The organism is Marinifilum sp. RC60d5 (assembly GCF_052400665.1).
Taxonomy (GTDB): Bacteria; Bacteroidota; Bacteroidia; order Bacteroidales; family Marinifilaceae; genus JBQTGK01.
On sequence record NZ_JBQTGK010000001.1, the window covers coordinates 851,279 to 865,230 of the forward strand.

A 13,952-nucleotide genomic window follows, 5' to 3' on the forward strand; every position below is an offset into this window, starting at 1 on the left:
ATTTTTTAAACTTTTTGTAAATGATAAAAAGGCCTTATTTTTAGGCTCTAATTTTTAAACAGTTACAGTTATGGCAGATAATAAACTTTTTAGTGACTTTGCTCCTCAATCTACACAAGAGTGGATTGACAAAATCACTAAAGACCTTAAAGGTGCTGACTTTGATAGAAAGTTAGTTTGGAGAACTAATGAAGGATTCAATGTGCAACCTTTCTACAGACTGGAGAACATGGATGACAAAGCCTTCATGAATACCTATCCAGGAGACTACCCTTATGTTCGTGGTAACAAAAAAGACAACAACAACTGGTTGGTTCGTCAGGATATTATTGTAAAAGATGTAAAAGAAGCTAATGCAACTGCTCTTGACATCATGAACAAAGGTGTCGATTCAATCGGATTCGTTTTAAACTGGAAAGACCTAAGCAAAGAAGAACTATCTACTTTGTTAGACGGTATTTTCTTGGATTGCGTAGAAATCAACTTCGAGAAATCTCACGGTTCTATCGAATTAATCAAAAATTTAGAAGCAATTGCAACTGAAAAAGGAATTGCTTTGGATAAATTAAATGGTGGTGTTTCTATCGATATCAACTCTGGTTTTAGCACTGTCGGTAATTTTTGTTCATCAGAAGAAGATTCTTTTAAATTTGTAAAAGAAGCTCTTGTAGCATCAAAAGCACTTCCTAACTTCAAAGTTATTGCTGTTGGTGGTAACTTATATAACAACTCTGGATCTTCAATTGTAGAAGAATTAGGTTTCTCTTTAGCTTCAGGTGCTGAATACCTAAGCAGAATGATTAACGCTGGACTTTCTGTGGATGAAGTAGCTCCAAAAATACGTTTCAACTTTGCTACAAGCTCTAAGTATTTCATGGAAATTGCTAAGCTAAGAGCAGGTCGTATGTTATGGGCACAAATCGTTAAAGCTTTTGGTGCTTCTAACGAAGAGGTTTGCAAAATGTTCGTACACGGTGAAACTTCAGAGTGGAACAAGACTGTATATGATCCTTATGTGAATATGTTGCGTACTCAAACTGAAGCTATGTCTGCTGTATTAGGTGGTCTGGATTCATTTACAGTTAAGCCTTTCGATTCTGTATATGCTGAATCTTCAGTATTCTCAGAAAGAATCGCTCGTAACCAACAACTATTATTAAAAGAAGAGTCACACTTCGGTCAAATTGCTGACCCTGCTGCTGGTTCATACTATATTGAGTCTTTAACTGAGTCAATCGCCGACGAAGCCTGGAAATTATTCTTAGCTGTTGAAGAAAAAGGTGGATACCTTGCAGCTTTTAAAGCTGGTTTCGTTCAAGAAACAATTAAAGCTACAGCTCAAAAAAGAGATTTAGCAATTGCTACTCGTAAAGAAAATTTCTTAGGAACTAACCAATTCCCTAACTTCGGTGAGGTATTGGAAACTCTTTCAGAAGAAGTTCTTTCTCCAGAAGATAAAACAGCCGATAATGCTGTTTGCAAAACATTGAAACCATACCGTGGTGCTCAGGCTTTCGAAGCTCTTCGTAACAAAACTGATATTTACGCTAAGAAAAATGGTCGTCCTAAGGTGATGATGTTCCCAATCGGTAATTTGAACATGCGTAAAGCTCGTGCTCAGTTTGCTTGTAACTTCTTTGCTTGTGCCGGATTCGACGTAGAAGACCACAATGGTTTTACTTCAGTTGAAGAAGGTGTAAAATTCGTAACCGAGAAAAATGCTAAGATTGTTGTGATTTGTTCATCGGATGATGAATATGCAACTATTGCTCCGGAGCTTTTCGAAGCGCTTAAAGGAAGTGCAACTCTTGTTGTAGCGGGTGCTCCTGCATGTGCTGACGAGTTAAAAGCTAAAGGTATCGAGAACTTTATTAACGTGAAATCTAACGTTCTTGAAACTTTAAAAGCATATCAAGCAGACTTAGGAATTTAATTAGTGAATTATAATTGAAAAATTATTGAAACACTAATTGCAAAAAAGAAAAAGAAATGAAGCCAAATTTTAAAGATATAAATATCAAGTCATCTCAAAGAGCTGCAACAACATCTCAGGAATGGGAGAAAGAAAACGGCATTGAAAAATCTTGGATGACACCAGAACAAATTCCTGTTAAAACAGCTTTTAACAAGGAAGATTTAGAAGGCATGGAGCACCTTAACTATATTTCAGGTTTACCTCCATTCCTACGTGGACCTTATTCAGCTATGTATCCTTTGCGTCCTTGGACAATTCGTCAGTACGCAGGTTTCTCAACTGCTGAAGAATCAAATGCATTTTACCGTCGTAACCTTGCTGCTGGTCAGAAAGGTCTTTCTGTAGCATTTGACCTTGCTACACACCGTGGATATGATTCAGATCATCCTCGTGTAATTGGTGATGTAGGTAAAGCTGGAGTTGCTATCGACTCTATCTTGGATATGGAGATCCTTTTCGATCAAATTCCATTGAACAAGATGTCTGTTTCTATGACTATGAATGGTGCTGTACTTCCAGTATTGGCTTTCTACATTGTTGCTGGTTTGGAACAAGGTGCTAAATTGGAAGAACTTTCAGGTACTATTCAAAATGATATCTTGAAAGAATTCATGGTACGTAATACTTACATTTACCCACCAGAATTCTCAATGAAAATTATTGCTGACATCTTCGAGTTTACTTCTCAAAAGATGCCTAAGTTTAACTCTATTTCTATCTCTGGTTACCACATGCAAGAAGCAGGTGCTACAGCAGATATCGAGTTAGCTTACACACTTGCTGATGGTCTTGAGTACTTGAAGAAAGGTGTTGCTGCCGGAATGGACGTTGATGCTTTTGCTCCTCGTTTGTCTTTCTTCTGGGCTATTGGAATGAATCACTTCATGGAAATTGCTAAGATGCGTGCTGGTCGTTTACTATGGTCTAAGATTGTTAAACAATTCAATCCTAAGAATCCTAAGTCAATGGCATTGCGTACTCACTCGCAAACTTCAGGTTGGTCGTTAACCGAGCAAGATCCTTTCAACAATGTTGGTCGTACTTGTATCGAAGCAATGGCTGCTGCATTAGGTCACACTCAGTCTCTTCACACCAACGCATTGGATGAAGCGATTGCATTACCAACTGACTTCTCTGCACGTATTGCTCGTAATACTCAGATCTATATTCAAGATGAAACTACAATCTGTAAGGCTGTAGATCCATGGGCTGGTTCATACTACGTTGAGTCATTAACTCAAGAATTAGTAGACAAAGCATGGGCTCATATCGAAGAAGTTGAGAAATTAGGTGGTATGGCGAAAGCAATCGAGTCTGGTATTCCAAAACTACGTATCGAAGAAGCTGCTGCTCGTACTCAAGCTAAGATTGATGCGAACACTCAAACAATTGTAGGTACTAACAAATATCGTTTGGAGAAAGAAGATCCATTGGATATCTTGGAAGTAGACAATACTGCTGTACGTACTGCTCAAATCGAAAGATTGAACAAACTACGTGCTAATCGTGACGAAAAAGCTGTTCAAGCTGCTCTTGAAGCCATCACTGCTTGTGCAAACGGAGGTGAAGGTAACTTATTGGATCTTGCCGTTAAAGCTGCACAACTTCGTGCTTCTCTAGGTGAGATTTCAGATGCATGTGAAAAAGTTTGTGGTAGATATAAAGCCGTTATTAGAACCGTGTCAGGAGTATATTCATCAGAATCAGCACAAGATGCTGACTTCGCAAGTGCAAAAGAAAAAGCAGACAAATTTGCTGAAATGACAGGACGTCGTCCTCGTATTATGGTAGCAAAAATGGGACAAGATGGTCATGACCGTGGTGGTAAAGTAGTTGCTACTGGTTTTGCTGATATAGGATTTGACGTAGATATGGGACCATTGTTCCAAACTCCGGAAGAATCTGCTAAGCAAGCTGTAGAAAATGATGTACACATCGTAGGTGTTTCGTCATTGGCTGCTGGTCACAAGACATTAGTTCCTGCAATTATCGAGGAATTAAAGAAATTAGGTCGTGAAGATATCATGGTTACTGCAGGTGGTGTTATTCCAGCTCAGGATTACGATTTCCTTTATGAGGCTGGTGTAGTTGGTGTATTTGGTCCTGGTACCAAAGTATCAAAATGTGCTATGCAAATGCTTGACATTCTAATTGAGCAATACAAAGACTAGTTCTTTTATTGATACTATATTTGAAGACAGGAACAATGTTCCTGTCTTTTTTTGTGCTATATTTCTACTTTAATAAAATATTAGCAGATGAAAAAAACCACCCTATTACTCATACTTTTCGCAATTACTTTTACCCTTAAAGCCCAAAATAAAACGATAGAAGATAACCGATTAAAAAAACAGATACTATACGGAAAAATTACTTTAGAGGCATTCCAGAAAGATATTTGTAAAAATTGGTATAATCCCGAATACAATAACTACTCTCCAAGAGTGAAAATCCTTAGTAAATTACAGAACGAATCATTCAATAATATTAATATTACTGTAATTTTTGGATCCTGGTGTCATGATTCTCATCGTGAAGTACCTCGTTTTATAAAAATACTAAAAGAACTAAAATTTCCATTTTCACAACTCACTTTAAATGCATTAGATACCTATAAACACTCTCCAGATTTTGATACAAAAGCTAACAATATCAATAAAGTTCCCACTATAATTGTTTATTGCAATGGAAATGAAATTGGAAGAATTATCGAAACACCCAGAATAAGTCTGGAAAAAGATCTTTTAAAAATCTTAAACTAAAATTACTACCTTTAAGCTATCAGAACAACAATACAAACTATGGAACAAGTTCGCACAAATACCGGTCAAACATTTGGAATTATTGGATTAGTATTAGGTATAATATCCTTATTTATTGGATTTATACCCTGCATAGGCTTTGTAGCTATTGTACCTGGTATTATTGCAATATTACTAAGTGCAATAGGTTTAAGTCAGGCGAATAAAGACAATGGAGCACGCGGATTAAATATTGCAGCACTTATCGTTTCGATTATTGGAGTTTTAGTAGCCTCAATCTGGTTATTCTTTTTTGTAGGAGTTGCAAGTCTTAACGAAGACGAAATAGAAGGATTTGTGGAAGAAGTGCTCGAAGAGGTTATAGAAGAATCTGTTTACAATCCCGACCTGCAAGATGCCTTAAATGAATTGGAAGAACAATTGAATGATCTTCCTGTTGATTCCATAGCCAACGATATTGACAGTATTGATATGAAAATAAAGATCGAAGTTGAAACTCAGGTCGAATAATCCGAATATATCATATAATTATAGAATCATAAATCTCACTCTAGCTGGTGTTTTATGTGCTATATTTCTATATTCTGCATTATTCTCTCCTATTAAAGTAAATCATCCAATTCCATCTGTATTTACTCAACTTACCGGAGCGCAAAGCCCTTCAAGCGGACTTTCGCGCAGTTTTTCGTCTTTAATTCGATGCAATTTTGAATTGGCCAATCGCTTTAATCCAATAGGATTACAGATATTTCTATTTTTTCTTATTCAACTGATTTTTAGGACTCTATCATTTTTGCTGATAAAAAATCATTTTTCATTGATTAAACTCTATATTTTTTTAGATATTATAATCTCTATCATAGCATTTTTACTGGCTTTCAAACCTTTAATTCTATTCACACTTAAACTTTTCAGAAATTTTATCGTAAATTGATTAAGGATTAATATTTGTTAAACAAAAACTTACGATATGCTTTCATTTTTTGTGATTTTTTGCTTTCTACTATTTTCCAGTCTCATTATTACTCATCTTTATAACGAGAATAATCTGGCAAAAAGAATAAATAAGTCTGGAATATTAGTACAACGACTACTAGATCAAAACGGGATTGAACATATTGATTTAAAGAAAAAATTTATGAAATCATCCCTATCCACTCAAATCAGGTTGATGGAATATTATCTCACCTACCTGAATGCCGATTACAAAGATTTTGGTACTCAAAAATCTGTTTTTCAACGTATCTCTAAAATCGAATCTGTTTTGGCAGAATACAACAACACGGTAAGTGCTTAAAATTTACTTATTTCTGTTAAAGCAAAACGCTCTTTAACCTTAACACCTCTCTCTGATTGAATTAAATTACAGCACTCTGTTGTAATATCATGCTGAAAAAATAAAATATAATTTTCACGGACAGCTTCCTTTAAGAAGTTGTCTTTTTCTTGTAAAGAAGCTGTTGGATTAAGATCGTAACTTGCCAGCCACTTTACCGGAACATTTGCTGCCGTAGGTATAAAATCGCCTGCAAAACAAATTTTCTGCCCCTTACTATTTATTATCGGAATCATTAATCCGGGTGTATGTCCATTAAAAAACCGCACTTCAAAATTTGGAAACAACTCCCCTTCTTCTTCAACAAAATTAAGTTTACCCGATTCTTTAACGGGCATAATATTTTCATCAAAAAAAGCATCGGCTTCCCTAATATTAGGATTCAAATAGTTCTCCCATTGTTGTTTTCCAACCCAATGCTGCGCATTCTTAAACACCAATTCATAGCCCGAATGGTCTTTATTCCACTTAACCGCACCACCACAATGGTCAAAATGCAAATGTGTAAAAACAACATCTGTAATCTCATCTGCTGCAACACCTACTCGCTCGAGAGAAGCGAGCAAATTATCATCACCATTTAAATGCTGATGTTTAAAAAACTCTTCACTTTGCTTATCTCCGGTACCATTATCTATTAAAATCTTTCTATCACCATCCACAACAAGCATACTTCTTATGGCACAATTACAATAATTATCTTCGTTACACGGATATTTTTTACTCCACATTACCTTTGGAACAACACTAAACATTGCACCACCATCACACATAAAATTTCCCGTTTCAATATTGTATATTTCCATGATATTCTATTTAATTCTAGTATCTTTAATTTTTAATAAACTCAACAGAAATTAGAGTTTATCTTTTCTATAAGAACATCAAAAATACAAATTATAAACGATTATCAATGAAAGTTCATTTTATTGCAGTTGGTGGTAGCGCCATGCACAACTTAGCCATAGCACTTCACAAAAAAGGATACACAATTACAGGGTCAGATGATGAAATTTTTGATCCCTCAAAATCCAGATTAGAGAAATATGGTATTTTACCACAAAATTGGGGTTGGTATCCTGAAAAGTTAACTACCGACATCGATGCCATAATTCTTGGAATGCATGCAAGAATAGATAATCCTGAATTATTAAAAGCACAGGAATTAGGTTTAAAAATATACTCTTATCCCGAATACATTTACGAACAAACCAAAGATAAAATAAGAATTGTTATCGGCGGAAGCCATGGAAAAACCACGACAACATCCATGGTAATGCATGTTTTTAAGGAAAATCACATTGATTTTGACTACATGGTTGGAGCTCAAATTGAAGGCTTCGAAACCATGGTTAAATTAAGCAAAGATGCTAAAATTGCAATTTTTGAGGGAGACGAATACTTATCATCACCCATCGATCGTCGTCCAAAATTTCATTTATATCATCCTAACATTGCACTTTTAACAGGAATAGCATGGGACCATATTAATGTATTTCCCACGTTCGAAAACTATGTTGAACAATTTGAAATTTTTACGAAACTAATTCAAGCAAGTGGTAGTTTAATTTATTTCGATGGTGATGAACATATCAATAAAATAGTTAACAATAAGAGAGACAATATTGACTACATTCCTTATAACACACCAAAGTATAAACTCATAAATAACAAAACCGTTCTTACTACTAATTTTGGCGATATCGAATTGGAGATTTTTGGAGAGCACAACCTTCAAAATTTAATGGGTGCCTATTATATCTGCAAAAAAGCAGGACTAAGTGATAAAGATTTTTACACTACCATTCAAACTTTTTCGGGTGCTGCCAAACGATTACAAAAACTATCTGAGAGTGAATCGTGTACCGTTTTTCAAGACTTTGCTCATTCTCCCTCTAAACTAAAAGCAACTACCGAAGCTGTTAAAAAACAATTTGCCAACAGAAAACTAATTGCTTGCATGGAACTGCACACATTTAGCAGTCTTAAAAAAGAATTTTTGCCTCAGTATAAAAACACAATGAAACTGGCCGATGAAGCTATAGTGTATTTTAACCCTAAAACCATAGAACACAAGAAACTTGAACCAATTACAAAAGAACAGGTTGCTGAATCTTTTGGGGGAAATAACATTAAGGTTTTCACCGATTCAAATGAGGTAATTTCAACACTTTTATCGAATAATTTTAAGAATACAAATGTACTTTTAATGAGTTCTGGAAATTTTTCAGGCGTTAACCTTTGTCAGTTGGCTGATAACATTATAGCTAAGTCCTAATCTTACAAATATTAAGTTTTAGAGCTAATGTTTTGACCGGTAGTAAAATAATACTATTTTTAATCATCACCTGACCCAATAATGTAATAGCTATGGCTCATATTACCAAAATTTTTTCATTGATTTTATATCTTGTTTTCGCACTAAATATGTCTGGAAATTCGCAGGATAAAATCAGAAAAACAGAGGAAATATTAGCCAAAACTCAAGGTAAAGAAAGAATATTATTATTAAAAGAGCTCTCCTCACTATATCAGTATAGCGATCTTGAAAAAAGTATTTCTTACTCGAAAGAGATAGTAACTTTATCAGCATCTAAGCCACTCGAACAGGCAACAGCTCTTTATAATCTAGGGAACCTTTATCGAAAAACAAATAACTTCACCAGAGCACTAGATTGTCACAAACAATCTCTTGAATTACGAAAAATAAGCACCGAATATTCGTCCATTTCTGCATCGTATAACAACATTGGAGAAATCTATAAAATACTTTTAAAATATGAAGAAGCATTAGGTAATTTCAATAAAGCATTAGACCTTCGTGTTAAAAGTGGATCAGAAAAAGAAGTTGCATATACTTTAAATAACATTGGTAGTGTTTATTGGATGAAGAAAGAATACGCTAGTGCATTGGAATATTATTTAAAGGCTCTCGAGATTAGATCTAAACTAAACGATAAAACAGATATATCGGCCACTCTCAACAACTTAGGAAATGTATACAAGAGCCTTAACAAATACAATAAAGCTCTGGATTATTATAAAAAAGCTTTAAAACTTAGAACCGAAGATGGCAACAAATCGCTTATAGCTTATACCTTAAACGATATAGGAGGAATATACTGGCGTTTAAATAACTACAACGAATCGCTTAACTACTATAACCAATCACTTAAACTACGTAAGAATTTGGGCAACAAGCGATATACTGCTGCTACCTTAAAAAATATTGGTACTGTTTATAAAGACCTTAATGAACTAGATTATTCCCTAAAAAATTATAATGAGTCGTTAAAAATTTACGATGAAGTTGGTGATCTTAAAGAACAAGCCAATGTATTTTCATTAATAGGAAACTTATACCGAAGCTTTAACAATTTTGACAAAAGTCAGGAGTTTCATAAAATAGCATTAAATATTCATGATAAAATTGGGAATGTTAAAGGCATTGCTTATTCATCGAATAGCATTGGTGAAATTCTTATGCACTATTATAAAAGCAATGATGCATTACCATATTTGAATACAGCTTTTAAAAATGCAAAACTATCAAACGACAGAAACCTTCAGAAAAAAACCTCCGAAAATTTATTTGAATATTACTCAAACAAAGGAGATTACCAAAAGGCACTTGAGTATTATCGAAACTTCTCAAATACCCAATATGATAGCATTGTAGATCAACTAGATAAGGGTAAGATATCAGAGTTTGAAGCGAATTACGAGATTTCTAAAAATAAAGATGAAATCAAGAGTTTGAAGGAGTATAATAGAATGCAAACAATTTTAATTTACCTTTTTATTGCTCTTATTTTATCGGCCGGAATCATTAGTTACATCCTCTATAAAAATATTAAATTCAGAAAAAAAGCAAGCAAGACCTTAAGACAAAAAAACAAAGAACTGGAGGATATTAATTCTCGTCTAAAAGAATCAGAGTTAATATTACGAGATCTAAACCTTACTAAAGATAAGATATTCAATATTATTTCGAGTGACCTAAGAGAGCCATTTATCGATCTAAATATAATCAGTAAAAAACTAATTGACAGCCTAGAAGAGAAAGATATTGAAGCACAAAAATCATTGGCTCGTGAAATTCGGGACCTTTCATCTCATACCAATAATCTAGTTGAAAATATTTTATTGTGGTCTGCATCACAGGCTGGCAAAACCAATTTTGTTCCTCAATTTTTTAATGTGAAAGAGTTTCTTTCAAAAACACTTCAAAAATTATCTGGTCCTATTATTGAAAAAAATATTAAAGTTATTTTTAACTTAGATAACACCTCAATGGCCTACGCTGATCCAGCAGCGATAACAGAAGTATTCAAAAATCTGATATCGAATGCGATAAAATTCTCCTATCCCGAAGGAACAATTAAATTATCAACAAGAGTAAAAAAATATATAATTGAATTGGAAATCTCCGATGAAGGAGTTGGAATGAGCAAAAAAAATCTGAATAAAATTTTCCGACTAGACAATGACTATCTGGCCCTGGGAACAGCAAAAGAAAAAGGCGCTGGAATTGGATTACTCCTTTGTAAAGAATACATAGAAAAAAATGGAGGAAAAATATGGGCCGAAAGTGAAGAAAATGTAGGAAGTAGTTTTTACATTACAATTCCTAAATCTGAAATAATATTAGGTTCAGTTCCTAAATCGAACCAATAAAAAAGAGGCACTCAAACGAATGCCTCATATATTATACTGTATCTAAATAACCTATTTAGACAATTTACTTACAAAATGATAATGACTTCCAAATCTTTCGAAAGCTGCCTGATCAAGCTCTTCTCTATAATTTGGATGAGCAACAGAAATAATTGCCTTAGCTCTTTGCTGTAATGTTTTACCGTAAAGATTAACACATCCGTATTCAGTAGCAAACCAATGCATATTATTACGAGTAGTTACAACACCTGAACCTTGTAATAGAGTTGGCGCAATTTTAGAAATCCCTTTACCAGTTACTGAAGGCATAGCGATAATTGGCACACCACCTTCTGATGCCGCTGCACCACGAGTAAAGTCAATTTGTCCACCTACTCCAGAGTAATGTTTTGTTCCGATTGAATCAGCACAAACCTGACCTGTAATATCAATTGATAAAGCAGAATTAATAGCACATACTTTTGGATTTTGTCTGATAATTTCTACGCCATTAGTATAACCAACATCCATCATTAGCACACCTGGATTATCATCAACAAAATCGTAAAGATCTTTAGTTCCCATTAAGAAACTAGCAACAATTTTACCTTTATCCAATTTTTTGTTCATACCGTTTACAACGCCACTTTCAACCAGTGGAAGAAGACCGTCAGCAAACATCTCAGTGTGAATACCAAGATTCTTGTGGTTACCTAGCTGAGCTAATACAGCATTAGGAATACCACCAATACCCATTTGAAGACAAGCTCCATCAGGAATAATACCGGCTACATTTTTACCAATAGCAATTTCAATATCAGAAAGAGGAGCACTACCATGTTCAACAAGCGGAGAATTATCTTCACAGAACACATCACACATACTCATTGGTATCATTGCATCACCAAAAGCACGAGGTACATTTTTGTTAATGATTGCTACAACTGTATCAGCTGTTTCAACAGCAGCTAGAGAACAATCTATTGAAGTCCCCAAAGATACATAACCATGTTTATCTGGAGTACTTACCTGTACAACAGCTACATTTACGTTAAGAATCCCTTGTCGAATCATTTTTTGAGTTTCACTCAAAAATACAGGAATATAATCAGCATATCCTGCTTGTGTTTGCTTTCTAACATTAGCTCCTACAAATAGTGATTCTAAGTTAAAAACACCTTCAAATTCAGGGTCAGCGTAAGGAGCTGGACCTTCTGTATGAAGATGCTGTAATGTTACATCGCAAATTTCACCTTTACGACCTCGGTCACACATTGCTTCGATGAACTTGTGTGGTGCTAACGCAACTGAATGCAGGTGTACTCTATCTCCTGACTTAATCACCTTCGCTGCTTCCTCAAAAGAAACTGTTTTGATCTCTTTATGCATCTTTTAATCGGTTTTTATGATGTTTTGTAATAATTTCTAATTCGCCGACTAAAGTAGTATAATTTTCAAAGGCAATTTCTGCTATTCAGCATGAGTGCTAAATAACATATCTTCACTATCTATTCATAATTAAGTATTTGAGATAGTTTTAACGAATAAAAGAAACTTAAAAAAAGGTAGGTATAAACTTAACAGGCTAGTAAAAATAAAGAAGCCGGAGACCCAAACTCCGGCTTCAAAACCCAAACATCTAATAAAACTTAAATAACAAAAACTATCAAACTATTAATTTTATTACCTTTTTTTTCAAAGGTAAACCTTAAATTTGTCACAAGTAATCATCTGTATATCAAATTACTCTTTGTTATATAATGTAAATATATAAAGCTTTCTTATATCAATCAAATCAATAATGTTTATATTGTCATAGATATTTTTTATATTTGACTAAGATTCAAATAAAAAAAGATTTCATGATCACCATTACACAACTAGAATATATTGTTGCTGTTGACACCTACCGTCATTTTGCAACGGCTGCCGATAAGTGTTTTATTACCCAGCCAACTTTAAGTATGCAAATTAAAAAATTAGAAGAATTTCTTGAAGTTACTGTTTTCGACAGAAGCAAGCAACCGATTATTCCAACCGATATAGGCGAAAGAATAATTGAACAAGCGAGAATAGTATTGGCCGAAACAAAAAAAGTAAATGAAATAATAAAAGATCACAAAAACACAATTGAAGGAAATCTTAAAATTGGAATTATTCCAACATTAGCACCTTTTCTATTACCTATGTTTATAGGAGATTATATTCGAGAATATCCGGCAATTAAGGTAGAGGTAGAAGAGATGGTTTCTGAAGATATCATGAAAAGTCTAAAAAAAGACCAAATAGATGTTGGCATATTTGTAACACCTGCCAAAGACGATAAAATATTAGAAAATCCTTTGTTTTATGAAGAAATGATGATTTATGCACACAAAGATCACTATTTATTAAAACAATCTAATATTGATGTTAAAGATATTGCGACTCCAGAAATATGGATGCTTGGCGATGGACACTGTTTCAGAAATCAGGTAGTCAACCTTTGTGAAATGCACAATTTACAACATCAGGAGCTTCCCTTCGAATTTGAAAGTAATTCATTAGAAACCTTAATGAAAATTGTTGATCGGGAAGGAGGCTTTACTCTTATTCCAGAATTGGCAGTTCAATATTTACCTGAAGAAAAGAAAAATCAGGTAAAACGATTCTCTAATCTGCACCCTTTACGCGAAGTAAGTTTAGTTTATTCGCGTCATTACACAAAAAATAAACTGCTAAATTTACTGGGCAAACACATACAAAATATCGTCCCCAAAAGTCTTTTGAATAAAGAAAGAGGAACGATTGTAGAATGGCGCTAACATTTTTCTCGCTAAAATTGAAGCACTTAGTTTACAATTGGAAAAAAGTATGATTTTTTTTCAAAAAAAGTATTGTGGGTTTAAAGAATTATATCTTTCTTTGCAGCGCAAAAGGGAAAAACAGAGGCACCATTACCTTGATATCCTGATAGCATTTAAGGAAAGATTTTCAATGAAAATTTTGCAAATTAAAAAACTTAGTTTATCTTTGCAGCTCTTTAAAAATAATGGTCCGTTCGTCTAGGGGTTAGGACGCCAGGTTTTCATCCTGGTAACAGGGGTTCGATTCCCCTACGGACTACGAGAAAATACAGCATCTTCGCTGTTTGTGATAATAAATATAATGGTCCGTTCGTCTAGGGGTTAGGACGCCAGGTTTTCATCCTGGTAACAGGGGTTCGATTCCCCTACGGACTACC

Annotated in this window: 11 protein-coding genes and 2 tRNA genes; 11 read left to right on the top strand and 2 right to left on the bottom strand. The window is 34.3% G+C overall.

Annotated elements, in window-relative coordinates:
• Positions 1–70 precede the first annotated feature (70 nt).
• The 6 genes from ACT3CE_RS03650 (at position 71) to ACT3CE_RS03675 (ending at position 6,034) form a co-directional block, all read left to right on the top strand.
• Positions 71–1,933: a methylmalonyl-CoA mutase family protein gene (locus ACT3CE_RS03650; RefSeq protein ID WP_444708402.1), complete on the top strand. Its 1,863-nt coding sequence runs from the start codon at positions 71–73 to the stop codon at positions 1,931–1,933.
• Positions 1,934–1,989: 56 nt separating this feature from the next.
• Entirely contained in the window at positions 1,990–4,146 is a 2,157-nt protein-coding gene (scpA, locus tag ACT3CE_RS03655; RefSeq protein ID WP_444708403.1) for a methylmalonyl-CoA mutase, read from the top strand.
• 87 nt (positions 4,147–4,233) lie between these two features.
• Entirely contained in the window at positions 4,234–4,737 is a 504-nt protein-coding gene (locus ACT3CE_RS03660) for a hypothetical protein (protein WP_444708404.1), read from the top strand.
• A gap of 39 nt (positions 4,738–4,776) precedes the next feature.
• Entirely contained in the window at positions 4,777–5,247 is a 471-nt protein-coding gene (locus tag ACT3CE_RS03665) for a hypothetical protein (RefSeq protein WP_444708405.1), read from the top strand.
• Entirely contained in the window at positions 5,228–5,671 is a 444-nt protein-coding gene (locus tag ACT3CE_RS03670) for a DUF2752 domain-containing protein (RefSeq protein WP_444708406.1), read from the top strand. The genes ACT3CE_RS03665 and ACT3CE_RS03670 overlap by 20 nt, the downstream gene beginning before the upstream one ends.
• A gap of 204 nt (positions 5,672–5,875) precedes the next feature.
• Entirely contained in the window at positions 5,876–6,034 is a 159-nt protein-coding gene (locus tag ACT3CE_RS03675; RefSeq protein ID WP_444708407.1) for a hypothetical protein, read from the top strand.
• On the opposite strand, the gene ACT3CE_RS03680 is transcribed toward ACT3CE_RS03675, so the two are convergent.
• Positions 6,031–6,879, bottom strand: a complete 849-nt coding sequence (locus tag ACT3CE_RS03680; protein WP_444708408.1) for an MBL fold metallo-hydrolase — start codon at positions 6,877–6,879, stop codon at positions 6,031–6,033. The genes ACT3CE_RS03675 and ACT3CE_RS03680 overlap by 4 nt on opposite strands.
• Before the next feature lie 107 nt (positions 6,880–6,986).
• Here ACT3CE_RS03680 and ACT3CE_RS03685 point away from each other — a divergent pair, with 107 nt between their 5' ends.
• Both ACT3CE_RS03685 and ACT3CE_RS03690 read left to right on the top strand, forming a co-directional pair.
• Positions 6,987–8,351: a UDP-N-acetylmuramate--L-alanine ligase gene (locus tag ACT3CE_RS03685; RefSeq protein WP_444708409.1), complete on the top strand. Its 1,365-nt coding sequence runs from the start codon at positions 6,987–6,989 to the stop codon at positions 8,349–8,351.
• Positions 8,352–8,500: 149 nt separating this feature from the next.
• Entirely contained in the window at positions 8,501–10,750 is a 2,250-nt protein-coding gene (locus ACT3CE_RS03690) for a tetratricopeptide repeat-containing sensor histidine kinase (protein ID WP_444708410.1), read from the top strand.
• Positions 10,751–10,801: 51 nt separating this feature from the next.
• On the opposite strand, the gene ACT3CE_RS03695 is transcribed toward ACT3CE_RS03690, so the two are convergent.
• Positions 10,802–12,118 (bottom strand): acetyl-CoA hydrolase/transferase family protein, encoded by a 1,317-nt coding sequence (locus ACT3CE_RS03695; protein WP_444708411.1) that lies wholly within the window; start codon positions 12,116–12,118, stop codon positions 10,802–10,804.
• A 473-nt stretch (positions 12,119–12,591) separates the two neighbouring features.
• Between ACT3CE_RS03695 and ACT3CE_RS03700 the strand changes: the two genes are divergently transcribed.
• From ACT3CE_RS03700 to ACT3CE_RS03710, 3 genes are all read left to right on the top strand, one after another.
• Entirely contained in the window at positions 12,592–13,533 is a 942-nt protein-coding gene (locus tag ACT3CE_RS03700) for a hydrogen peroxide-inducible genes activator (RefSeq protein WP_444708412.1), read from the top strand.
• Positions 13,534–13,762: 229 nt separating this feature from the next.
• Positions 13,763–13,834: transfer RNA gene (locus ACT3CE_RS03705), tRNA-Glu, on the top strand.
• 44 nt (positions 13,835–13,878) lie between these two features.
• Positions 13,879–13,950 (top strand) — tRNA-Glu (locus ACT3CE_RS03710).
• Positions 13,951–13,952: the final 2 nt, after the last annotated feature.